We start from the raw sequence: 24,735 nt of genomic DNA on the forward strand, positions 1-24,735 counted from the left end.
TGATTCAGAACTTGGAGATCTGGGACGGTCTCTTGATGATAGGAGTGTCGGTACAATGGAAGCAAAGATCAAGGTTGCGATTGTAGGCTCTACCGGTTATGGCGGCGTCGAGCTCATTCGTCTGCTGCAAGCTCATCCATATGCGGAGGTCAGTTCCGTAATATCTTCATCCAGCGCAGGAGAAGCCATTGCCGCAGGTTATCCGCATTTGAGCGAGATCCGAACCGATCTGCTGGATGGCGTTGATCCCGCAGCGATTAAGGCAAAAGCGGACGTTGTGTTTCTGGCGACGCCGGCGGGCGTAGCTGCCAAGCTTGCTCCGCAGCTGCTGGAGCAGGGACTGAAGGTCATTGATCTGTCGGGGGATTTCCGTCTTCCGCAGCCAGGCCTGTATGAGCAGTGGTACGGAAAACCGGCCGCCGATTCCGCCTATTTGGAAAAGGCTGTATTCGGCCTTGCCGAAATTTACGGCTCCCAGGTTAAGAATGCGCCGTTCATTTCCAATCCGGGCTGTTATCCTACCGCAACCTTGCTTGGCCTCATTCCAGCTATTAAGGCAGGCTGGATTGATCCCGATACCATTATTATCGATGCAAAGAGCGGCGTATCCGGCGCTGGCCGCGGAGCCAGCCTGGGGACGCATTACTCGGAGCTTAACGAGAATTTTAAAGCATACAAAATCAACAAGCACCAGCATGTTCCCGAAATCGAACGGATTCTGTCCGACGCGGCGGGCCGCGAGGTCGTTACGACGTTTACGACTCATCTCGTTCCGATGACACGCGGCATCATGTCGACGATGTACGCCAAAATGACGGAAGAGCGCACGAATGAGGAGTTTATCGCGCTGTACCGTGAATTTTATCAAGGCCGGCCTTTCGTGCGTGTACGTCCGGCGGGCGTATGGCCTGCGACGAAGGAAGTCAGCGGCTCTAACTACTGCGATATCGGTTTTGCCGCAGACAGCCGAACCGGACGGGTTACGGTCGTGTCGGTCATTGACAATCTGGTCAAAGGCGCGGCAGGACAGGCGATCCAAAATCTTAACCTGATGATGGGCTGGGAGGAAAATGCGGGACTGCAGTTTATCCCGATGTATCCCTAATTGATGACGCGTCAGCGCCAGAAGGAGAGGCAAGCATAGGATGGCACAATCACAACAAACGGCAGAACAGCAATTTACCGTCGTGGAGGATGGCTCCGTCACGACACCGGCCGGATTCCGGGCGGGAGGTCTGCATTGCGGGCTCAAAAAAACGGACCGCCACGATTTGGGCGCCATCCTCTGCGAGGTGCCGGCAGCGGCAGCGGCGGTCTATACGACGAATAAAGTGCAGGCGGCGCCCCTCAAGGTGACGCGCGAAAGCCTGGCCGCAGGCGGACGGCTGCGCGCGCTGCTCGTTAACAGCGGCAACGCTAATGCATGCACCGGCCGTCAGGGCGAGGCAGACGCGTACGAGATGCGCAATGCCTTTGCTGAAGCGGTCGGCATCCCGCAGGAGCAGATCGCTGTCGCCTCTACCGGCGTCATTGGCGAGCTGCTCAAGATGGATCGCGTCCGCACGGGCATTGCGGCGCTGCCGCAGCGCTTGAAGGGCGGCTCCGAAGGCGCGGATGATTTTTGCCAAGCGATCCTGACGACCGATCTTGTGAAAAAATCCATCTGTGTCGCTGTCCAGGCGAACGGCCGCACTGTGCATGTAGCGGGCGCGGCAAAAGGCTCCGGCATGATTCATCCTAATATGGCGACTATGCTTGGTTTTGTGACGACGGATGCCCCTGTCGACAGCGAGGCGCTTCATGTGCTGCTTCGCCAGGCGACGGACCGCACGTTTAATATGATTACGGTGGATGGCGATACAAGCACCAACGATATGCTCGTTGCTATGGCCAGCGGATTGGCTGGCGGGGACGAGCTGACGCCGCAGCATCCCGATTGGGACGCGTTCGCTTCCGCGCTCATCTACGTATGCGAGGTGCTTGCCAAGGCGATCGCGCGCGACGGTGAAGGCGCAACAAAGCTGATCGAGGTGCGGGTAAGCGGCGCTGAGAGCGACGCATCGGCGGCGGCGATTGCCAAAACGATCGTCGGCTCCTCGCTTGTCAAGTCGGCCGTGTTTGGCGCCGACGCCAACTGGGGCCGCATTATCGCGGCAGCCGGCCGCGCCGGAGAGCCGCTTGACCCGGATACGGTCGATATTGCGCTCGGTCCGATTTTGACGCTGGAGAACTCGCGCCCGGTTGCATTCGATGAAGAGGCGGCGCTGGAGTATCTGAAGGGCGATACAGTCGAGATCATCGTTGATCTCAAAATTGGCAGCGGCGCCGCGCTGGCGTGGGGCTGCGATCTGACTTATGACTATGTACGCATTAACGCGGCTTACCGGACTTAATTCAGGGAAGGCCAGTGTCGCATGCGGTAATGGCATGTTGTTAAACCGTTCTGCGCGTGTACAGGCGCGGGCAGTACGGGCAAGGAAGGAGCTTGCGTGAGCGGATGGCGAAGGAACAGCGTTTTGTGATGAAATGCGGGGGCAGCACGCTTGCGGCGCTGCCCGCCGCTTTTTTCGAAGATTTGCGGCAGCTGCAGGAGAAGGGCGTTCGTCCGGTCATCGTTCATGGCGGCGGCCCGGCAATTTCCGGCACCTTGGAGAAGCTCGGCATAGAGACGGAGTTCGTTGGCGGTTTGAGGCGGACGACGGAGGAAGTGCTTGATGTGGTGGAAATGGTATTGTCCGGCACGATTAACAAAGAGATCGTCCGGCGCATCCAGGGAGCAGGCGCGCGCGCGCTAGGGCTGTCCGGCGTGGACGGCATGCTCATTCAGGCGAAGCCGGTGGCTAATGCTGCCGAGATCGGCCATGTCGGCGAGGTGACGGCGGTTAATGCGGCGGTCATCGAAGGCGTAATGGAGATGGGGTATATCCCGGTCATCGCGCCGGTAGGCATCGACGCGGAGGGCCAGCGCTACAACATCAATGCGGATACGGCGGCTGGAGCGGTTGCCTCGCAGCTCGGCGTGGAACGGATGATCGTTGTAACGGACGTGCCGGGCATCATGCGGGTCGTCGACGGCGAGCGGCAGGTGCTGCCCCGCATTACGGCGAAAGAAATCGGAGAGATGATTGCCTCGGGCGAGATTTACGGCGGCATGATCCCCAAAGTAAAAGCGGCGCTGGCATGCCTGCACGGCGATGTGCGTGAGGTTGTTATCGTCAGCGGCACGGAGCCTAACGTACTTAGCCGCGCTGTGCTCGAAGGCGGCATCGGCACGATAATCGAAGTTTGACGCGGAGGGCCGGGCGCGAATGCGCTCCAGGCCCCGCGATTATTTTGAACCGGAGAGGCGGAGAAGAAATGAGCGGAGAGGCATTATTCCCGACCTATGCGAGATACCCGCTTGCGCTTGTTAAAGGCGAGGGAAGCTGGCTGTGGGATGACACGGGCAAAAAGTATCTGGACTTTATGAGCGGACTCGCTGTGACCAATCTGGGACATGCGCCGCAGGCAATCAAGGAAGCGCTGATTGCGCAGCTGGACCAGGTGTGGCATGTGTCCAACCTGTTCCGTATCCCGGGGCAGGAGGAAGCCGCTGAGCTGCTCGTTCAACATACATGCGCGGATGCGGTCTTCTTCTGCAACTCCGGTGCGGAAGCGAACGAAGGCGCAATTAAGCTGGCGCGCCGCTACTTCCAGAAGGTAAAGGGCGAGCACCGCTATGAAATTATTACGTTTAACCAATCGTTCCACGGACGGACGCTGGCAACGCTGACGGCGACCGGCCAAGATAAGGTGAAGGAGGGCTTCCTGCCTTTGCCGGAAGGTTTTGTTACGGTTCCGATGCATGATTTGGCTGCCGTTGAGAATGCGATCGGCGATCATACGGCTGCGGTTATGCTGGAGCTGGTTCAGGCCGAGGGCGGAGTGCTCCCGGTAAAGCCGGAATTCGTGCATGACCTGAGCAAGCTTTGCCGCGACAAAGGCATTCTGCTTATTCTCGACGAGGTGCAGACGGGCATGGGGCGCACCGGCAAGCTGTTCGCTCATGAGCATTACGGCATTCAGCCGGATATTTTCACGGCGGCCAAAGGGCTTGGCAGCGGCTTCCCGGTTGGAGCTATTCTGGCCAAGGAGCATCTGCGCGAGGCGTTTACGCCAGGCTCCCACGCAACAACGTTTGGCGGGACGCCGCTTGCTTCGGCTGTAGTGAAGGCAACGGTGCAGGAGATTGCCGGCAAAAGGCTTTCCGACCGCGCTGCGGGAGCGGCCAGTTATTTGACAGGCCAGCTCCGCGAGAAGCTGGCGGGCAATCCGTGGGTGAAGCAGATTCGCGGGCTTGGCCTGCTGATCGGCATCGAATGCGGCGGTCCCGTTTCAGACGTCATCGCCACAATGCGCGAGCGCGGCCTGCTCGTCGTTCCGGCTGGGCCTAACGTCGTTCGGCTGCTGCCGAACCTGCTCGTTTCCAACGAGGAGATTGACCAGGCGGTCGGTATTATCTCAGCGGTTCTTAAAGAAAAAACAGTAACCCTTTCTAAATAATCCTTAAAACCGCATTTTCTAGAAAGTGGTGAAAAGAGTAGCGGAGCCAAAGGACGAGTTCGAAGAAGCGTCAGCGTTCGCCTTTGAAGTCGGAATTCCACCTCTATGGGAGAGTGTAATCAAGGAATTCTGAGTTCAACAGCGATCGGAGGGCCGGCCTTTGGTGTAGCGGTCGCTTTTTCACCGTATTTCTAAGCGGATTTTCATAGAAAAGCAGGTGATGTTTGCATGAGCGCACAGGAAACTTCCGTTTTAACCGGAAAGGATAACGAAGAGCTGGCTGCCAGCCTGAAGGGACGCGACTTTTTGGCGCTGGCCGATTACACGCCGCAGGAGCTCCGCTATCTGATTGATCTGGCGATCGAGCTGAAGCAACGCCAGAAAAGCGGAGAGGCGTATCAGCCGCTGAAGGGCAAAACGCTGGGCATGATTTTCGAAAAATCCTCGACGCGCACGCGTGTCAGCTTTGAGGTCGGGATGTACCAGCTTGGCGGCCATGCGCTCTTCTTGAGCGGCAACGAGTTGCAAATCGGCCGCGGCGAGCCTATTCTGGATACGGCCCAGGTTCTTTCCCGCTATCTGGACGGCATCATGATCCGCACCTTTGCGCATCGCACCGTTATCGATCTGGCCCGCGGAGCGACCATTCCGGTCATCAACGGTTTGACCGATTCGGAGCATCCGTGCCAGGTTATGGCCGATTACCAGACGGCGCTGGAGCATAAAGGCCGGTTGGAGGGCCTCAAGGTCGCTTATATCGGCGACGGCAACAACATGGCGCACTCCCTGCTTATGGGAGCGGCCAAGCTGGGCATGCATATGAGCGTAGCGACGCCGGAAGGCTACGAGCCGGATGCGGATATCGTCAGCCAGACCAAAGCGGTTGCGTCGGGCACGGGATCGAATATCCACGTATGCCGCGATCCGCGCGAAGCCATTGAAGGCGCCGACATCGTGTATACGGACGTATGGGCGAGCATGGGGCAGGAAGCGGAGCAGCAGCAGCGCATAAAAGCGTTCGCCGCTTATCAGGTGAACGAGGAGCTGGTGCGTCATGCCAAAGCGGACTATCTGTTCATGCACTGCCTGCCTGCGCATCGCGGTGAAGAAGTGAGCGAAGGCGTAATCGACGGCAAACATTCCATCGTGTTCGACGAGGCGGAGAACCGCCTGCATGCGCAAAAGGCCATTATGGCCGCGCTGATGTAGCCTTGACTGCTTGTTCGGAACGATTAGTCTTACAGATTTAACCCTGGTAAAGTTCAACGGCTTGAACCGTTAGTTAGGTTAACAATGGGTTGAGGGTTGAACGGTTTACCACGCTAATTATGCGTTGAAAAAGAAGCGAAGCCAAAGGCTGAGCCCGAAGAAGCTTTAGCGTTCGCATTTGAAGTCGGATTTCCACCTCTGCGGGAGGTTAAGTTCGAGGAAATCTGAGTTCAAGAGCGATCGGAGGGCCGGCCTTTGGCGGAGCGGGTACTTTTCACTATATGGTTTCATTTTTCAATTGAGGAAGGAAGAGTTTATATGGCAAAGGAAAAAATCGTACTCGCCTATTCGGGCGGTCTGGATACATCGGTCATTCTGAAATGGCTCAAGGAAACCTACGACGCTGAAATCATCGCGTTCACTGCTGACATCGGCCAAAAGGAAGAGCTGGACGGCCTGGAAGAGAAAGCTCTGGCTACAGGCGCATCTAAAATTTACATCGACGATCTGCGCGATGAATTCGCAAAGGATTTCATTAACCCGATGTTCCAAGCGGGAGCCCTTTACGAAGGACAATATCTGCTCGGCACATCCATCGCGCGTCCGCTGATCGCTAAACGCATGGTGGACATCGCCCGCGCCGAGGGAGCGACCGCGATTGCGCACGGCGCAACCGGCAAAGGCAATGACCAAGTGCGCTTCGAGCTGACGGCAGCCGCGCTTGCTCCAGACATCAAAGTGATCGCGCCTTGGCGCAGCGAAGAGTTCCGCGCTCAATTCCCGGGACGCGCTGAAATGATCGCTTATGCGGAGAAACACGGCATTCCGGTACAGGCTTCCGCTGCCAAACCTTACTCCATGGACCGCAACCTGCTGCATATCAGCTTTGAGAGCGGCATGCTGGAGGACCCTTGGTTCGATCCGAGCTCCGAGGAAAACGAAGGCATGTACGTGCTGAGCGTCTCCCCGGAGCGCGCCCCGGACCAGGCGGAGTACGTGGAGCTGACGTTTGAGCAAGGCAACTGTACGGCGGTTAACGGCGAATCGCTCAGCCCGCTGCAGGTGATGGAGAAGCTCAACGAGCTGGGCGGCAAACATGGCATCGGCCGTGTTGATATGGTCGAGAACCGGTTTGTCGGCATGAAGAGCCGCGGCGTCTACGAGACTCCGGGCGGCACGATTCTGTTCTCGGCTCACCGCAAAATGGAGTCGCTGACGATGGACCGCGACGTAATGCATCTCCGCGATTCCTTGATCGCCAAGTATGCAACGCTGGTATACAACGGCTTCTGGTTTGCGCCGGAGCGTCTGGCGCTTCAGGCTCTCGTCAACGAAAGCCAGAAAAACGTATCCGGCATCGTGCGCCTGAAGCTGTACAAAGGCAATGTCATCGGCGCCGGCGTAAAAAGCCCGGTCAGCCTGTACAATCCCGACATCGCTACGATGGAGGCCGATCCGTCGCAGGCTTACGATCAGGGCGACGCGACAGGCTTCATTCGCCTGAACGCGCTGCGTCTGAAAGTATCCTCCGGCGTGGAGCAAAGCCGCAAAGGATAAGTTATCGATGGGCTTGCGGGCGTACAGGAGCCCGCAGGCCCGTTGCCATTTACTCTGGGGAGGGCAAGGTTAATGAGCAAATTATGGGGCGGACGGTTCACGAAGCAGACCGACCAGCTGGTTGAGGAATATACGGCATCTATTACGTTTGATAAAGAGCTGGCTGAAGAGGATGTGCGCGGAAGTCTGGCGCATGTGAGCATGCTGGGCAAACAGGGCATTTTGCCGGCGGAAGATGTGGAAACGATTAAAGGCGGCCTTAAGCGTGTGCTGGAGCGAATCCGTAAAGGCGAGCTGGAATACAGCGTGTCCGACGAGGACATTCACATGAATATCGAGAAGGCGCTAATTGAGGACATCGGGCCAGTCGGCGGCAAGCTGCATACGGGACGCAGCCGCAACGACCAGGTAGCGACCGATATGCACCTGTACTTGCGTACGCGCGTGGTTGAATTTGTCGGCCTGCTGCGCAGCCTGCAGGAAGCGCTGATCGGACAAGCCCAGGAGAATCTGGATACGATTGTTCCGGGTTACACGCATCTGCAGCGCGCGCAGCCGATTCTGTTTGCCCATCATCTGATGGCCTACGTCAGCATGTTCGGCCGCGACATCGAGCGCCTGCAGGACAGCTACAAACGGATCGATACGCTGCCGCTTGGCGCCGGCGCGCTGGCGGGCACAACGTTCCCGATCGACCGCCATTTTGTCGCGGAGCAGCTTGGTTTTGGCCGCGTCTATGAAAATAGCCTTGATGCGGTGAGCGACCGCGACTTTATTCTCGAATTCCTGTCGCATGCGTCCATCGTGATGATGCATCTGTCGCGTTTGTCCGAGGAGCTCATTCTCTGGTCGAGCACGGAATTCCGCTTTGTTGAGCTGGATGACGCGTTTTGTACGGGCAGCAGCATTATGCCGCAGAAGAAAAACCCGGATGTTCCGGAGCTGGTGCGCGGCAAAACAGGCCGGGTATACGGCAACCTGGTCGGCCTGCTAACGGTGCTGAAGTCGCTGCCGCTTGCCTACAACAAGGACATGCAGGAAGACAAGGAAGGCATGTTCGACACGGTCAAAACGATGTCCGGCGCGCTGCGCCTGTTTGCCCCGATGATCGCCACGATGAAGGTGAACAAAGGGCAGATGCGCGAAGCGGTCAACAAAGACTTCTCCAACGCGACCGACATCGCCGACTTCCTCGTCGGCAAAGGATTGCCTTTCCGCCAGGCGCATGAGGTGATCGGCAAAACGGTGCTGTACTGCATCGAGAACGACAAGTTCCTGCTGGACCTGACGCTGGAGGAGTTCAAAGGCTTCTCCGAGCTGTTCGACGAGCGCATCTATGAAGTGCTGCAGCCGGAGACGGTTGTGAACGCTCGTAATGTGTACGGCGGCACGGCTCGCCCGCAGGTCGAGGCGGCCATTGGGCGCGCTTCCCAGGCTCTGGAAAGCGTCGCGGCATGGGTAGAGGAGCATACGCAGGGAGACGTTTAGCTAGCCGGTGTTAAACGGGGTTCGGCGCAGCATGAACAGGGACGCCCTTGGCGCGGCTTCCCGTTTCCCCCGTTCTATTAAGCGGTCAATATTAAAAAACGAGCATGCTTGGCCCTGAAAAGGGCCTGGTTTGCTCGTTTTGATTTTAGTGGGCTATACTTGGAGCAATCAGGATAGATCGATCGATTTACAGGAGGAGTGAACCGATGCAGCTTCTCGCCATCGTCACGATGCTGCTGGACCATGTCGGGCTGATGTTTTTCCCTGACTCGACAGGCTGGAGGGTGGTAGGCCGGATCTCGTTTCCCATCTATGCCTATCTCATTACGGTCGGGTACCGGATGACCTCTTCGCGGCCGAAGTATTTGCTGCGGCTTGCCGGACTTGCTCTGCTCTCGCAGCTCCCGTATATGCTGGCGTTTAATACGACGGGGTACAACGCCATTTTTAGCCTGCTGGCCTCCGCTTTGGTGCTCTATGCCGTTGACGGCCTTTTAACCAGCCGGCTGCCGCGCTTAGCGGCTTGGACGATGATTTTGCCGATTGTGCTGGCTGCCGCAGCCGTCATGACCGAGCTGCCCTTTGATTACAACGCGTACGGACTGCTGCTCATCCTTCTGTACCGCTACTCGCGCGGCTTGTGGACCGTTCTATTGCACTTGCTGCTGAATGTATTTTATTTGATTGTAAAAGGTCCGGAGTGGGGCATCCAGATGTTCAGCATCGTGTCGACGCTGCTGCTTGTATACGGGGCAGAGGTGCGGGCGGAACTGGATAAGCTGCGCGTGCCGCGCTGGCTCTGGCGGGCCTTTTACCCGGCGCATCTGGCCGTGCTGGCTGTTTTGTACGTCTGGATTGAAGGTTGACTCCGCGCCGCACGCCGCACGCCGCACATGAAGGACCTCAAGACACCGTAAAGGGGTATTGAGGTCCTTTTCCTATGCGCTCTTCGAGCCAAGCAAATTGGAAATCATCTCTGCCGGAACCGGCTTGCTGAAATAATAGCCCTGAGCTTCATGGCAGTGGCGCAGCAGCAAATATTGCAGCTGTTCGCCGGTTTCGACGCCTTCGGCGATGACCTTCAGCCCGAGGTTATGCGCCATGTTAATGATGGTGTGCACAAGAGCCTCGTCCTTGGAGTCCTGCAGCAGATTGCGCGTGAAGCTTTGGTCGATTTTGAGACTGTCGATCGGGAAAAGCTTCAAGTAATTGAGCGAGGAGTAGCCCGTGCCAAAATCATCAATGGACAGGAAGATTCCCATTTCCTTAAGCTTGTGCATGATGGAGATGGCGTGAGCCGAGTTCTGCACAATGCTCTCCGTCAGCTCCAGCTCCAAGTATTGCGGCTCCAGGCCGGTATCCTTAAGCACACGGCTCACCAGCTCGACAAAGCCGCTTTGCTGGAATTGACGGGAAGAGATGTTGACGGCAATGCGCAGCGGCGTAAGCCCGGCATCCTGCCACTCTTTATTTTGACGGCATGCCTCGCGCAGCACCCACTCGCCAATCGGAATAATCAGGCCGGTCTCTTCGGCAAGCGGAATGAATTCAGCCGGGGAAATCAGTCCCCACTGCGGATGCTGCCAGCGGATGAGCGCCTCAACACCGACGATTTCACCGGTTGGAATGTCGACCTGCGGCTGATAGTGGACGGTGAACTCGTTTTTCTTGATGCCCTTGCGCAAGCCGATCTCCAGATTCATGCGCCGGGTAACGGCTTCGTTCATTTCAGCGGTATAGAACTGGTAGTTGTTTTTGCCCTGCTCCTTGACCCGGTACATGGCCGTGTCGGCGTTTTTAATTAGCGCATCGCGTGTTTTGCCGTCGGCCGGATAGAGGCTCATGCCAATCGAAGGGGTGACGAACATCTCCTGGCCTCCGACAAGCAGAGACTGATTAAATGTCTGCAGAATCCGCTGAGCTTTGACCGTCATCTCCTCTACAGAGGTGCCCGGCAGCAGCACGATGAACTCGTCGCCGCCCTGGCGGGATACTGTGTCCTGCTTGTCCACGCATTCGCGCAGCTTGATCGACACTTCAACGAGCAGCAGATCACCCATCGTATGGCCCAGCGTGTCGTTAATATATTTGAAGCGGTCGAGATCGAGGAACATAATGCCGATCATCAGGCCGGACTCGCCTGCCTGGTCCAGCGCCTCCTTGAGCCGTTCGTTCAGCAGATGGCGGTTGGGCAGACCGGTCAAAGGATCGAGATAAACCATCTGGTTGATCTTATGCTCGGCTTTTTTGCGCTCGGTGATGTCGCGGATGATGCTGCTCAAAAAGGGTTGGCCTTCCTCTTCCCATCCGGCCAGCGACAGCTCGATTGGAAATTCGGTGCCGTCCTTCCGCAAGCCGTACAGCTCCAGCCTGCTGCCAAGACCCGGGAGGGTGTCGTCTTCCAGCATGAGAAAAGGCTGCAGCGCATCGGCATGCGCCTGCTTGAAGCGGTCGGGAATCGTCATGTCTAACGGCTGGCCAACCGCTTCTTTATCGCTGTAGCCGAACATGAGCTGCGCTCCCCGGTTCCACGATTGAATAAGCATGCGGCTGTCCGCCAAAATGATCGCATCGCTGGCCGATTCAATTACGGACCGGAATTTGCGCTCGGATTCCCGCGATTGGGATTCAAAGCGGCGGTTCACATACGTGCTCGTAAATACCATGCTCAGGATAACTAACATGCCGATCCCAATCGCGTAGGCGAGCAGGCTGTTGCTCAGCATATTGTCGCCGGCAGGTTCGCTAGAATGCCGGTTGTAAAAGCTCGCCGCAGCCATTCCGGTATAGTGCATCGCCGAGACTGCAACGCCCATTATGAGCGAGGCAACGGCTTTGCGCAGCCATTGACGGGGCTGGTCGGCTTTTATTTTGACGGAATACATCAGATATAGAGCCGTGAGCGAGGCGACAAACGCAATAAGCGCGGACAGCGCCCAGAGACCTGGATTATAACGGATGATAGCATCCATCTGCATCGCGGCCATTCCAACATAATGCATCGAGACGATTCCCAAAGACATCAGAAACGCGCTCAGCACGGCCCTGGGGAGCTTCAAGGAAGGCCGGCTGATGATGCGCAGAGCCAGGTAGGAGGCAAATATAGCAGGCAGGATAGAGGCAACAACGACGAGCGGGCTGTAGGTGACCCGGATTGGCATATGAAAGGCTAACATGGCGATGAAATGCATCGACCAGATGCCCATGCCCATCGAAAGCGCGCCGCAGGATGTCCACACGTAACGCGCTCTGCCGCGGGCTTTATGGATATGAATGCCCAAATCCAGCGTTGCAAAGGACGCAACAACAGGGATTAGCAGAGAGAGGGCGACGAGCGCTATATTGTAGGAGCCTTGAATCGGCTCGTGATGCACCATAATGGATTCTCCTTTTATTGTGACTCTTCTCTTATAATCGGCATAAGAAGTAGGACTTTTTACCCTGATTCTCAGTTCGATTTACGACCAGGGGTCATAATTGTAAAAAAAACTAAACCCGCCTATCTCTGCGGAAGAGATTGGCGGGTTATTCACGCTTCTTCTAACATGCGGAACAGTGGAGGCTGCATCAAGAGACAAAGGGGAATTCCGGAAGAAGGCTGCTCTGTTCCGGCCCAAGCAGTCGAATACCGTCCTCCAGCAGCGGCGGTTCAGTCGGCGGGGATGAACCGTCCGGCATTTGCTCCAGCTCTTCAAACGTTTGGCGATCTTTCGGTTGCGGCTGCGGCTGCGGCGTTCCCGCCCCTCCAGCCGGTCCGGCTTCCTCCGCGCCGTGCGGATCGGCTTCCGATCCCGGTCCAGGAGAAGGTGGAATTGGAGCGGAAGCGGGGCCTTCCATAATGACGGCCGGCTGCGGCTTGTAGGTGTCGCGGGAAATGCGGGTGCGGGATACCTCTTTGCCGTTCTCATAACGAATCCGGTAGGTTTCGACGATATATCCCGTTTTCCCTTTCTTCAGCACGACCTGCTGGCCCGGGGCCAGGCCGGAGCTTCGGCGAAGCCGGACAGGGGGGGAGAGAGTGCGCACTGTGCGGGAAACGATGCTGTAGCGCACCTCTTTAGGCATGGTGCCAAACAGCTTGATCGTCAGCTGCCCGCTTCCGGTATAAGTGCGGATAATCAGATGTTTGCCGGTCGTATTGCGGAAACGGAAGTTAATGGAACCCTCCGCAAATGTTGCATCCTGTCCCTTCGGCAAATAGGAGACCGGCAGAGAGTGATGCCGCCGTTCCACAATTTCCAGTCCCGCCCGGAGAGCCGCATTGTAGAGCGTGCTGGACACCTGGCATATGCCTCCTCCAATACCGCGCGTAAACTGGCCGTTCAGGATAACAGGCGCTTCCCGGTAGCCGGTCTCCCGCTCCGTAATGCGGATAATCTCGCCGTAGTCGAATACCTCGCCGGGTTTAAGCATCCAGCCGTTAAGCGTGCGCGCCGTCTCGGATACGTTGAAGGCTCTGCCTTGCGAGCTTGTTCTGTAATCGGTCGAAAAAGAGGCGATCAGCCGCTCGACGCCTTCCGCCTTGAGCGACGCCAGCGTAACTTTTGGCGCAACGGAGCGAAATTGCAGCGTGCCGTTCCAGCCGGCCTCAACGCCGAGAGCGGCCAGCAGCCCGGGCCCGTCCAGCTGCGGCAGGCGGGATGGCTTGAGCTTGGCAGAGCTGCGTATTCCGCCGCCAGGCTGTTCCGCTTCATTATTGCCGAGCCCTTTAGCCGCCCAACGGAGAATGCCCTCATGCTGGCGCTCCAAGTCAAGATGCAGGACGTTGCGGCCTGGAGTGTAAACGACTTTATCGTAAGGGGTAATCGTGCGAACGGCGTCCACGGGCTTCCGCTCGTCATAAAAGCCCCATTGCTTACGGATTGCGGCGTCGAACTGTTTCCGGTTCGAAGCAAGCGTTACGGGCAGCTGGTTGCCCCAATTCCAGCGGTACTTGGCCCGCTCCAGCACAGAGCCTTCGCCAAGCTTACTAATCGCGGCAACGGCAGCATCCAGGTTGATGCGCAGTCCCAGCTCGTCCAGCGCCCATGACGCGCTGCGCTCGGCCGTTGCAGAGATAGAGCCGTCTGCGGACTCTAACTGGGGAGCGGCTTGGTTTTGAGCTGCGGCTGTTCCAGAGGGAGCGCCGTCGTTCGCTGCGGCTCCTACAGGCTTGTCCTCGCCGGAAGAGGCGGACGGTGTTCCGTCCGCCAGCGTGACAACGCGATTGTCCAGCGCAAGCCGATAGGTTTCCAGCAGCTGCAGCGCCTCCGCTTTATGAAGGCCGCCAAGCGGAAGCCCCGCCGCTTCCGTGCCGTTGGGCACTTTTGATTTGGAGCCGTATATCCAGAGCAGCCCCCATATCGCGAAGGCAGCCAGCATGAGGGCAAGTACAACGATTAATAGCATGTGGAGCCTTTTCACAGGCAATCCTCCCTTCTGGTGAGCGTGGTCTACTAGATTTATGCGCGCCGGGGCGGAATTATATCTTTCTTTTTGCTATAGGGGTCTGGCGCAAATAGAACGTAAGGGAATTTTACAGAGCATAAATGGGAATAAAAGGATGTAGTGTTTTCATTATGAGGAGGCTCTTATGAACAATATTGATCCCGTTGCCGCCAGCCGTTTGCCGCAGCTGCCGGAGTCCTTGTGGCGGGCAACATCATCGCTTCCGTCTTTCCCGTCGCTCAAAGGTACAATTAAAGCCGATGTGGCGGTTGTCGGGGGCGGCATCGCCGGCATCACGAGCGCCTATTTGTTATGCAAAAACGGCTTGAAGGTGGCGCTGTTAGAGGCAGGTAAACTGCTGGACGGCACGACCGGACACACGACAGCTAAAGTTACAGCCCAGCACGGCGCTATTTATGACAAGCTGCTGCAGCATCTGGGCAAGGAGCAGGCCAAGCAGTATTTTGACGCAAACGACGAGGCGCTGAAATGGATTCAGAATACGGCGGCCTCGCTCGGAATTGAATGCGGGCTAACAAGCGAGGACGCTTATTTGTACGCAGATAATGAAGCGGACTTGGAGCTGCTGCAGAAAGAGTGGAAGGCGTATCAGCAAATCGGACTGCCCGGAGAATGGGTAGACAAGCTGCCTCTCGACGGCCTTTCTGAACGCGGCGCGATCAAGCTGCCGGGCCAGGCGCGTTTTCACCCGCTGTTATATCTCAAAGGGCTGCTGGATGAGGCGCTGAAGCTAGGCCTAACCGTTTATGAGAATACGGTTGTCACGGAAAAGGTTGAGGAGAACAAGCAGGACGGGCGGATTATGCTGCATAGCGCCGCAGGCGGCACCGTGTCCTGCAGCTGGGCCGTATCAGCGACGCATTTCCCGTTTACCGACGGCGGCGGGCTGTTTTTCTCCAGACTGCATGCGCAGCGTTCCTACGTGCTGGCGGTAGAATCGGAGCAGCCGTTTCCCGGCGGCATGTACCTGTCAGCGGGAGCGACGGTCCGCTCGCTGCGGGCGGCTGAGCTGGACGGCCGTCCGGTCGTTATCGTTGGCGGCGAAAATCACAAAACCGGCCAAGGCGCGCCGATGATTCAGCATTATGAAGCGCTGGAGCAATTCGCGGATTCGCTGCTCGGCGTGAAACATATCCCTTACCGGTGGTCGGCTCAGGACTTGACGACGCTGGATGAGATGCCTTATATCGGGCCGGTCAGGGACAAATACCCCAATATGCTCATCGCGACGGGGTTTAACAAATGGGGCATGACGGGTGGCACGCTGGCGGCGCTGATCATCAGCGATTTGGTCAACACCGGTCAAAACAAACATCTGGAGCTGTTTAAGCCGGCGCGATTCCATGCCGACCCGTCGATCAAAACGTTCGTGAAAGAAAATTTGAACGTTGCGGGACAGCTCATTTCCGGCAAGCTGGAATCGCCGACGCGGCTGCCGGACTCGCTGGAGCCGGGCGAAGGCGCGGTTGTGAAGGTAGCGGGCAAACGCGCAGGCGGCTACCGCGACCCGCAAGGGAAGCTGCATTTGGTCGATACGACATGCACGCATATGGGCTGCGAATGCAGGTGGAACTCCGGCGATTTGAGCTGGGATTGCCCTTGCCACGGGTCGCGCTTCGGTTATGACGGCGCCGTGCTGGAAGGTCCGGCTGAGAAGCCGCTCAAGAAGCTGACCGTGGAACAGGAGCTTCAATAAAAAGAAAAACAGCCAGCCAGCCGGCCATTCGGCTGGCTGTTTTAATTGCCGCATCGTATCGGCCCGCCCCAAATAATGAGAATCTTTTCATAACCTCAATTAACCCTCGTATTGGCTTCATTCGCCAAACTCTTCTACCGATGTTAACTATAGTTGAAAAAATTCGACATTATCCTCACTAGCATCGCTGTCGAACTCCATCGCATGTCCGCGTTCGATGATGAGAATTGTGAAAATTAAGGGTTTAGCCCCTTGCGGGAAAGGAAATACCCTCTTTCTGTCGAACACCAATAAGCGGAATATAGACAGGATGTGAGTTAATACGTGATAGAAATGATGGACATCTGGAAGACCTATCCGAACGGAGCTCACGCTCTTAGAGGAGTGTCCGTGGTCATTGACCGCAATGAGTTCGTGTATATAGTCGGGCCGTCCGGCGCCGGCAAATCCACGTTTATGAAGCTGATTTACCGCGAGGAGTTCCCGACCAAAGGCCAGCTTTTCGTGAACGGCTTCAATATTGGCAAGCTTAAGCCGCGCAAGATTCCCTACGTCCGGCGTAATATCGGCGTTATTTTTCAGGATTACCGCCTCCTGCCGAAGCTGACCGCTTATGAAAATGTGGCTTTTGCGATGGAGGTCATCGAGGCCCCGCGCAAGCTGATGAAAAAACGCACGATGGAGGTGCTGGAGCTCGTCGGTCTTGGCGGCAAGCATAACCATCTCCCGGCGCAGCTGTCCGGCGGCGAGCAGCAGCGGGTGGCGATCGCCCGCGCAATCGTCAACAATCCAAGCGTTATCGTCGCTGACGAGCCTACCGGCAATCTGGACCCCGAGACAAGCTGGGGCATTATGAATCTGCTGGAAGAGATCAATTTCCGCGGCACAACGATTGTGATGGCGACGCATAACCGCGAGATCGTCAACACCCTTCGCAAGCGGGTTATCGCCATCGAGAACGGGCTTATCGCGCGTGACCAGGCGAGAGGAGATTACGGATATGAAGCTTAGAACGTTAGGGCGGCATATCCGGGAAGGCATCCGCAATATTTTTCGCAACGGATGGATGAGCTTCGCTTCGGTCAGCAGCATTTTTGTATCGCTATTTATCCTCAGCGTGTTCATGATGCTGGCGCTTAACGTAGACAAGCTGGCTGGGCAGCTCGAAAGCCAGGTGGAGATCAGGGCGTTTCTGCAGATGGATACGGCGGAAGCGGACGTAAAGGCGCTGGAAAACAAGCTGCGCAATATTTCCGGGGTGAAGGGAGTCGAGTACCGCACTCCGGAACAGAATCTCCAGGAAATGAGCGAAATGCTCGGAGAGGACGGCAAACAGCTGCTTCAGGACTACCAGGGCGAGGATAACCCGATGCCGGCCAGCTTTACGATTGAAGTGTTTGATCCGGTTGCGATAGCAACTGTTGCGGGCGAGGTGACGGCAATCAGCAGCGCCCAGGACCCGCCGGCTTTTCAGCAGGTGAAGTACGGTCAGGGAACGGTTGAGACGTTATTCAAAATTACCGATATGGTGCGCAACGTCGGTCTAGCCATCGTTGCAGGCCTTGCGATTACAGCGATGTTCCTCATCGCAACGACGATCAAGACGACGATTATCGGACGCCAGAGGGAAATCAGCATCATGAAGCTTGTCGGGGCGACCAACGCCTTTATCCGCTGGCCGTTTTTTGTTGAAGGAGCGCTTATTGGATTTCTGTCCTCGGCGCTTACGGCCGCTGTCGTGCTGCTGGGCTATGGCGAACTGGTTCGCCAGTCCGAATTCGATCTCGGGCTGCTTAGCATTCAGCTCATATCCATAAGTGAAGCCGCCTCTATCGTCATCCCTGTGACCGTTGGCATCGGCACGATGCTGGGCGTATGGGGAAGCGTGTTGTCCGTCCGCAGATATCTGAAAGTGTAGGAGGATTGCAGCTTGAACAAACGTTACCGTAAACTGCTGGGAGCTGTTCTTGCCGGTGCGCTGTGCCTGACGGCTGTGCCGTTGTCCGCGCAAGCATCATCCCAAGCGGATCGCATAAACCGAGAGTTAAAGCAGGTTCGTCAAAAGATGCAAGCCGCCGCCAAGGACCAAAAGCAAGCCGAGGCGCAATCTAAAACCATCATGACCCAGAAGCTGAACACCGTCGAGACGCTGAAATCCGTCATGACTCAAATTAATACCGTCGGCATGCGCATGAATGACGTTCAGAGTCAGGTCGACGCGCGAACGGAAACGCTCAACCGTACCGCCCAGGAGCTGGACGAGGCCGAGCAGCGTATCAAAAAACAGGATGAGCGCCTGCAATCGCGCATGCGCGTTACGTTTATGAACGGCCGGGTCAGTTACCTGGATGTGCTGCTGAACGCCACGAGCTTTTCCGATTTTCTGGGACGTCTGGATTCGCTGCATACGATTATGAACCAGGATAAAGAAACGCTGCAAAGCCGTAAGCAGGAGAAAAAGCTCGTTGCTGAAAAGAAAGCCCAGGTTGAGGTTCAGCTTGCCGAAGTCAAAACTTTGTACGCCAAAGTAGCCGATTACCGGGCGACGCTGGCTTCTAAGGAAGCTCAGAAAACCCAGCTGATTTCAACTTACAATCAAAAGCTGGACGCGCTTGGCGACATCAGCGAGGAGCAGGAAAAGCTGCTTATCGAGCTCGCCACCAAGGAATCCAAGCTGATCAGACAAAAGAACTCGCTGAAGAAAAAGAGCTACAGCAGCTACAGCGGGGGTTTGCTGGCAATGCCGATCAAGTCCTCCTACCGGTTAAGCTCGAACTACGGCTATCGGATTCACCCTATTACCGGCAAGCGGAAAATGCATGCTGGAGTTGATATGGCTGCTCCTGCCGGAACAAACATCTATGCTGCGGAAAGCGGCGTAGTTATTGTGGCTCAATGGTGGAACGGTTATGGAAATACGATCGTTATCGATCACGGCAACGGATTATGGACGCTTTATCCGCATATTCTTGACGGAGGAATTCTTGTTGAGAAGGGCCAAACGGTTAAACGCGGCCAGCATATCGGAGAGGTCGGTTCTACCGGAAACTCCACCGGCAATCATCTTCATTTTGAAGTGCGCAAAAACGGTGAGCCAGTCAATCCGATGACTTATTTAGGCCAAAAATCGAATTAGCCATTTTCATTAAGGCTTCATGGATTCATATTGATATTTTGTAAAGCCCTTTTGTCCGCCGTTAGGCGGGCCAAGGGGCTTTTATTTTTGCACATCATCGACACTTTGTTCATATGCTCTCCTTTTTTGCCAAATAATCCTCATCCTGTTGTTGCATACTAATCGCCTGACGGCCCGGAGGCAAGTCCGGGGGAGATGAGGGAGGAGATTGGCGATGCATCATACAAAAACGAGGCGCGGCAAAGGCGGTTTGAAGGCTGTCCTGGCAGCCGCTATGTCGGCTGCGCTTATGCTTGGCGGCGCAGTGCCTGCGGGAGCTCAGCCTGCGGCGGTTAAACAGCCAGCGGCAGCCGAGGCGGCCGGAACGGCATGGAAGGCGAAGGCGGCGCCGCTTCCAGCAGCGAGCCAGCAAGCGGAAACGCGCAAGGAGGAGTCCCGAAAGGAAGGCGCGGGATTGTCGAAGGAAGAGCTGCAGCGGCTGAACATGGTAATGGAGCTAATTCAGCGCCAGTTTTACGAAAAGGTGGACCGCGACAAGCTGGTGAACGGGGCGCTTCAAGGCATGGTGGAGGCGCTCGGCGATCCGTACTCGACCTATATGGACGTTAAGGCGGCCAAACAGTTTGCGGAAGCGGTTGAAGGCTCGTTTGGAGGTGTAGGAGCGGAGGTTACATCCGAGGCAGGCAAGGTTGTCATCGTTTCCCCCATTAAAGGCTCGCCGGCGGAGAAAGCGGGGCTTGCGGCCAAAGACGTTATTCTGTCCGTTAACGGGTCCGAGCTGTCTGGCCTGCCGATCTCGGAGGCGGTGGCCAAGCTTCGCGGTCCGAAGGGCAGCAAGGCGGATCTGGTTGTTTTGCGGGGCGGGCGCGGCAATCCGTTTTCCGTCCGTGTTGTGCGCGCGGAGATTGACGTTGAAACTGTACATGCCAAAAAAATGGACGGCGGCATTGGCCTGATTGAAATCCGGCAATTTTCAATGAATACGGCGGAAAGATTCGCGGCCGAGCTAACCCAGCTGGAGAAGAGCGGGCTGAAGGGCCTTGTTATCGATGTGCGCAATAATCCCGGCGGCATCCTGCCTGTCGTAGAGCAAATTGCCCAGCCGTTTGTGCCGCAAGGAAGGCCGATCGTGCAAATTCAACAGCGCGGCCAGGTGGCGGAAAAGGTAATGTCGGAGGGCGGCGGCAAAAGCTATCCAGTCGCGGTGCTGATCAACAAGGGCAGCGCAAGCGCGTCGGAAATCCTTGCGGGAGCTCTCCGGCAGTCGGCGGGAGCGGTTCTGGTAGGCGAGACCTCCTTTGGCAAAGGTACGGTCCAGGTTAGCTATGACCGCCAGCTGGAGGGCGGACTCGTCAAAATGACGATCGCCAAGTGGCTGACTCCGGACGGAAGCTGGATTCACCGCAGCGGCATCAAGCCTGATATCAACTCAAATCCGCCAGCGCTGTATACGGCTTCACGGCTTTCGCGCTCCGGGTCAATTGCGGCCGATGCGATAAGCGAGGATGCCAAAAATCTTCAGGTCATGCTGGAGGGGCTCGGTTACCGCCCCGGGCGGACCGACGGTTATTTTAGCTCCGGCACTGCCGAGGCGGTTAAGAAATTCCAGAAGGCGAGCGGCCTCAAGGCGAGCGGAATCGCTGACGTGCCGACCCAGGAGAAGCTGGAGGGAGCGGTGCGCGCTTGGGTAATGAGCGGAGAGCATGACGCCCAGCTCAAGGCGGCGGTGAAGGCGCTGCGAAGCGGGCAAGGCGCGCTTAAATAAGCGCAGGAAGACGCATCATAAGGGCAAGCTGACAGGCCGGATTCTTCTCCAGGGGAGGAATTCGGCCTTTATTTGTCGAACAATAAGAGCTAATAAGCTTGAACAGAAAGAGGTGCTTGCTTGGAACTGACAATGGAACTAATGCGTGCTTACGGCTCGGCGGCGCTGCAATTGCTGTCCCAGCCTTTTTACTATGTATCCTGTTTGATCATGGTTTTGGCTTATATTCACCGCACTCGCACGGAGCGAAGCCTGTTCCATGTGCGGCTCCACGTATGGCCGCTGCAGCTGCTGCGGGCAGCCGGCTGGGGTCTGCTTGCCGGGGCGGCCGTATCTGTGGCTGCTGCGTTTGTCGGCGTGATGCTTACGCCGGACACTGTGCTTTGGCTGTGGGGAACTGCAGCTGTACTGGCGCTGCTGCGCGTAAGATACCTTTGTTTTGCCTACAGCGTCGGAGTGCTGGGGCTGCTGCAGACAGCTTCTGGAATGTTGTCGCTGGATGAAAGCGGAGGAGCGGTTGGACAAGCGGCGCAATCATTAGCCGCTCTTGATATTCCTGGCCTATTGCTGCTAGTAGCGGGGCTGCATGCGGCCGAGGCGCTGCTCGTGCGGCGCGATTCCGCTCAGCTCGCTTCTCCGCTTTACCTGGAGGGCAAGCGGGGCAAGCTGATCGGCGGCTATTCGCTTCAAGGCTTCTGGCCCGTACCGCTGCTGCTGCTCGTTCCGGCTGCCGGGGGCTCGGCGGTTTTACCTTGGACGCCGCTGCTCGGCGGAGATGCCTGGGAAGGCGGCTGGACTGTACTCGCGCTGCCGGTAATCGTCGGCTTTGCCGATCTCGCGCTTTCTTCGCTGCCGAAGCAGCAGGCGCGGCTTGCCTCGCGCCGATTGCTTCTTTACAGCGGAGCGCTTGCCGTGCTTGCGCTTGCAGCTGCTTATGCTTCGCCGCTAATTCCGGTAGCGGCACTTGCGGCGCTGGGGCTGCATGAATCGCTGGCGCTGCTCGGGGAATTTCTCCAGCGGCGGCAGCCGCCGCGTTTTGTGCATGATGAGCGCGGCCTCTGCATTCTTGGTATCGTCCCAGGTGCTCCAGCGGAGGAGATGGGGCTTGAGGCCGGAGAGGTTCTTCATAAGGTGAACGGACAGCGCGTGCGCACCAAGGAAGAGCTGTACGATGCGCTTCATGAAAATCCGGCATTTTGCAAGCTTGAGGTCATCAATCTGGAGGGCCAAATCAAATTTGTCCAGAGAGCGCGATTTGCCGGGGAGCATCATCAGCTCGGAGTGCTGCTTGCTCCGGATGAGGACTCCGGATATTATGCGGCCAAGCCGCATCTGTCGCTGCTCAGCCTGCTGCGGCGAAATCGGACGGCCCGCAGGAGCAGCGGCGGCGAAGGCGCTGCGATGTAATGTAGGGATTGGACTGCTGGAGGTTGAAAAAAGGCATGAGAGCGCATCAGGATGAAACAGGAAAGCCAAATCGCCTCAACTTTCGCTGGCAGCGGCCAAACGGAATGATGCTTTATTTGGTCAAGTGGCTGCTGCTCGGCACCTTTGCCGGGCTGCTTGCCGGCTCGGCTTCGGCGTTGTTTCTTTGGTGCCTGGAAGCCGCGACAGCGGTTAGGCTGTCTCATCCGTGGCTGCTTTGGCTGCTTCCGGTAGTCGGCTTTGCTGTCAGCTGGTTGTACAAAACATACGGCGGGACAGCCGGCAGAGGCACCAATTTAATATTGGACAGCATTCATGAGGGCCGCGAGCGCATTCCGCTTCGCATGGCCCCTCTGGTGCTTGCGGGAACGGTGCTGACACATCTGACCGGCGGCTCGGCAGGCCGGGAAGGCACAGCCGTGCAAATGGGCGGATCGCTCGCTTGGCTGGCCGGTACAATCACTCGAATCGGGGCCACGGACCGCAGCATCCTGCTTATGTGCGGAATTGCCGGAGGTTTCGGATCCGTGTTCGGTACGCCGCTTGCGGGAACCGTGTTTGGACTGGAGGTTCTGGCGCTCGGTCTGCTGCGTCATAACGCGCTGTTTCCCTGTCTTGTGGCGGCGCTCGCGGGAGATGCGGTGACGCGCGCCTGGGGAATTCGCCATCACGTATACCGGCTGGGCGAAGTGCCTGCCGTAAACCTGAAGACGCTGGCGTTGGCGGCCGCCGCCGCTATCCTGTTCGGACTAGCCGCGCGGCTGTTTATCCGCAGCGTTCATGCTGTGCGCGCAGCTTCGGCCAAATGGATTCCGCAGGCTCCGCTGCGTGCTGCTGCCGGAGGTTTTGTCATCATTGCTCTGGTGTATGCTGCGGGAACGCGAGACTATCTTGGCCTGAGCCTGCCGCTGCTGGAGTCGTCGTTTGAGCCCTCGGGCGAGGTTGGGCCGCTCGCTTGGCTGTGGAAGCTGGCTTTTACGGCAATTACGCTAGGAGCTGGATTTCAGGGCGGGGAAGTAACGCCGCTGTTTGTCATCGGATCAACGCTAGGCCATGCGCTTGCCCCGCTGCTGCAGCTGCCTGCGCCGCTGCTGGCAGGATTGGGGCTGGTCGGCGTGTTCAGCGCGGCGTCCAACACACCGATTGCCTGCTTCATTCTCGGAATGGAGCTGTTCGGCGCGGATGCAGCCGTTTATTTTATGACCGTGAGCGTGATCGCTTATTTATGCTCCGGGCATGGCGGCATCTATTCGTCTCAGCGGCTTGTTGTTCGCAAGGATGGGCGGGAAACAGCGGAGTGACAGCGCAGGGGAGTGATGAGGATGGAACTGTGGCATCGGCATTTAGGTGTATACGGAATATGTGTGGAGCAAGGCAAGCTGCTTGTCATTCGTAAACATAGCGGGCCTTACACCAATCGGTTCGACTTGCCCGGCGGTAGCGTAGAAGGGGGAGAACCGCTGGCCGACGCGCTGCGCAGAGAGCTGCGAGAGGAGACAGGGCTTGATATTCGCCCGGACCGTCAATTGGGGACGGCGGATTTTGTCATCCCTTATAAGCTGGACAAGCGAGGCACGTCGCATATTCACCATATCGCGATTTTTTATCTGGCAGAGCGCGTGCCCGGCGGGCTTGAAATGGAAGAATTCATCCCCAATAACGATTCCCTTGGAACGGAATGGGCCGATCCCGGCATGCTTAACGAAAAAAGCTGCTCGCCGCTTGTGATGCAGGCGCTGGCTTGGCTGGCCGATGAAGCCGATTGGCCCGTCGAGGCAGTTCGTTTGGATGGCTGGAAGGTTCTTGAATAAAGAGTTTCGTAAGAAACACGAAGGGGCTGTCCCATAAGTTAAGTTATGGGAGGGGCAGCGTTACTCGTTAAGGTCGTTTGACGTCCTTACCGGAGCCGATTTTGGCTCATCGAGCTTGATAAGGTCGTTTGACGCCCTTAAGCGAGCCGATTTCGGCTCATCGAGCTTGATAAGGTCGTTTGACGTCCTTACCGGAGCCGAATCGCGGCTCAGCGAGCCCGTAAGGTCGTTTGACGCCCTTAAGCGAGCCGATTTTGGCTCAGCAGGCTCGATAAGGTCGTTTGACGCCCTTAAGCGAGCCGAATCGCGGCTCAGCGAGCCCGTTAAGGTCGTTTGAAGCCCTTACCGGAGCCGAATTGCGGCTCAGCGAGCTCGATAAGGTCGTTTGACGCCCTTAAGCGAGCCGAATCGCGGCTCAGCGAGCTCGATAAGGTCGTTTGACGTCCTTACCGGAGCCGATTTTGGCTCAGCGAGCCCGTTAAGGTCGTTTGAAGCCCTTAAGCGAGCCGAATCGCGGCTCAGCGAGCCCGTTAAGGTCGTTTGTGGACCTCTGTCAAGAAAGTGGACACCGCATAACGTAGTTCATCGGTTCTGCTGCTCGTAGTAAGCTGCTTCAAACCGATCTGGCGATTCGTAACCCAGTGAACCGTGGATTCGC

At 57.1% G+C, this 24,735-nt stretch carries 18 protein-coding genes; 16 read left to right on the forward strand and 2 right to left on the reverse strand.

Going from position 1 to position 24,735, the window contains the following annotated elements:
• Positions 1-55 precede the first annotated feature (55 nt).
• The 8 genes from argC (at position 56) to M3223_RS22950 (ending at position 9,662) form a co-directional block, all read left to right on the forward strand.
• Positions 56-1,105 carry an N-acetyl-gamma-glutamyl-phosphate reductase gene (gene argC, locus M3223_RS22915; RefSeq protein WP_251566003.1) on the forward strand — a complete coding sequence of 350 codons (1,050 nt, stop codon included), beginning with the start codon at positions 56-58 and terminating at the stop codon, positions 1,103-1,105.
• Positions 1,106-1,145: 40 nt separating this feature from the next.
• Positions 1,146-2,393, forward strand: a complete 1,248-nt coding sequence (gene argJ, locus M3223_RS22920) for a bifunctional ornithine acetyltransferase/N-acetylglutamate synthase (protein WP_251566005.1) — start codon at positions 1,146-1,148, stop codon at positions 2,391-2,393.
• Between the two features lie 104 nt (positions 2,394-2,497).
• The gene (gene argB, locus M3223_RS22925; RefSeq protein ID WP_251566007.1) at positions 2,498-3,289 is read left to right on the forward strand and encodes an acetylglutamate kinase; all 792 of its coding nucleotides are present in this window, start codon (positions 2,498-2,500) and stop codon (positions 3,287-3,289) included.
• Between the two features lie 68 nt (positions 3,290-3,357).
• Positions 3,358-4,542 (forward strand): acetylornithine transaminase, encoded by a 1,185-nt coding sequence (locus M3223_RS22930; RefSeq protein WP_251566009.1) that lies wholly within the window; start codon positions 3,358-3,360, stop codon positions 4,540-4,542.
• A gap of 228 nt (positions 4,543-4,770) precedes the next feature.
• Positions 4,771-5,751, forward strand: coding sequence for an ornithine carbamoyltransferase (gene argF, locus M3223_RS22935; RefSeq protein WP_251566011.1), 981 nt, complete (start codon positions 4,771-4,773; stop codon positions 5,749-5,751).
• Between the two features lie 318 nt (positions 5,752-6,069).
• Positions 6,070-7,308, forward strand: coding sequence for an argininosuccinate synthase (locus tag M3223_RS22940; protein ID WP_251566013.1), 1,239 nt, complete (start codon positions 6,070-6,072; stop codon positions 7,306-7,308).
• 72 nt (positions 7,309-7,380) lie between these two features.
• The gene (gene argH, locus M3223_RS22945; RefSeq protein ID WP_251566015.1) at positions 7,381-8,796 is read left to right on the forward strand and encodes an argininosuccinate lyase; all 1,416 of its coding nucleotides are present in this window, start codon (positions 7,381-7,383) and stop codon (positions 8,794-8,796) included.
• Between the two features lie 206 nt (positions 8,797-9,002).
• Positions 9,003-9,662, forward strand: coding sequence for a TraX family protein (locus M3223_RS22950; protein ID WP_251566017.1), 660 nt, complete (start codon positions 9,003-9,005; stop codon positions 9,660-9,662).
• A 72-nt stretch (positions 9,663-9,734) separates the two neighbouring features.
• Here the strand turns inward: M3223_RS22950 and M3223_RS22955 are convergent, their stop codons facing one another.
• A complete protein-coding gene (locus M3223_RS22955) occupies positions 9,735-12,173 on the reverse strand; it encodes a bifunctional diguanylate cyclase/phosphodiesterase (protein ID WP_251566019.1) in 2,439 nt (812 codons plus the stop codon).
• A 190-nt stretch (positions 12,174-12,363) separates the two neighbouring features.
• Positions 12,364-14,199, reverse strand: coding sequence for a VanW family protein (locus tag M3223_RS22960; protein ID WP_251566020.1), 1,836 nt, complete (start codon positions 14,197-14,199; stop codon positions 12,364-12,366).
• 169 nt (positions 14,200-14,368) lie between these two features.
• Here M3223_RS22960 and M3223_RS22965 point away from each other — a divergent pair, with 169 nt between their 5' ends.
• The 8 genes from M3223_RS22965 (at position 14,369) to M3223_RS23000 (ending at position 24,077) form a co-directional block, all read left to right on the forward strand.
• The gene (locus M3223_RS22965; protein WP_251566022.1) at positions 14,369-15,940 is read left to right on the forward strand and encodes an FAD-dependent oxidoreductase; all 1,572 of its coding nucleotides are present in this window, start codon (positions 14,369-14,371) and stop codon (positions 15,938-15,940) included.
• A gap of 324 nt (positions 15,941-16,264) precedes the next feature.
• A complete protein-coding gene (gene ftsE, locus M3223_RS22970; RefSeq protein ID WP_353057728.1) occupies positions 16,265-16,951 on the forward strand; it encodes a cell division ATP-binding protein FtsE in 687 nt (228 codons plus the stop codon).
• Complete coding sequence (gene ftsX, locus M3223_RS22975) at positions 16,941-17,858, forward strand: permease-like cell division protein FtsX (protein WP_251566024.1); 918 nt, start codon at positions 16,941-16,943, stop codon at positions 17,856-17,858. Before ftsE ends, ftsX begins: the two co-directional genes overlap by 11 nt.
• A gap of 12 nt (positions 17,859-17,870) precedes the next feature.
• Positions 17,871-19,076 (forward strand): murein hydrolase activator EnvC family protein, encoded by a 1,206-nt coding sequence (locus tag M3223_RS22980; RefSeq protein ID WP_251566026.1) that lies wholly within the window; start codon positions 17,871-17,873, stop codon positions 19,074-19,076.
• 214 nt (positions 19,077-19,290) lie between these two features.
• Entirely contained in the window at positions 19,291-20,841 is a 1,551-nt protein-coding gene (locus M3223_RS22985) for a S41 family peptidase (RefSeq protein WP_251566027.1), read from the forward strand.
• 120 nt (positions 20,842-20,961) lie between these two features.
• Positions 20,962-22,248 carry a PDZ domain-containing protein gene (locus tag M3223_RS22990; protein WP_251566028.1) on the forward strand — a complete coding sequence of 429 codons (1,287 nt, stop codon included), beginning with the start codon at positions 20,962-20,964 and terminating at the stop codon, positions 22,246-22,248.
• 35 nt (positions 22,249-22,283) lie between these two features.
• On the forward strand, positions 22,284-23,567 hold the full coding sequence (locus M3223_RS22995; RefSeq protein ID WP_251566029.1) for a chloride channel protein: 1,284 nt from the start codon (positions 22,284-22,286) through the stop codon (positions 23,565-23,567).
• A gap of 21 nt (positions 23,568-23,588) precedes the next feature.
• Positions 23,589-24,077 (forward strand): NUDIX hydrolase, encoded by a 489-nt coding sequence (locus tag M3223_RS23000; RefSeq protein ID WP_251566030.1) that lies wholly within the window; start codon positions 23,589-23,591, stop codon positions 24,075-24,077.
• The last annotated feature ends 658 nt before the right edge of the window (positions 24,078-24,735 follow it).

Source organism: Paenibacillus pasadenensis (genome assembly GCF_023715725.1).
Lineage (GTDB): Bacteria > Bacillota > Bacilli > Paenibacillales > Paenibacillaceae > Paenibacillus_O > Paenibacillus_O pasadenensis_A.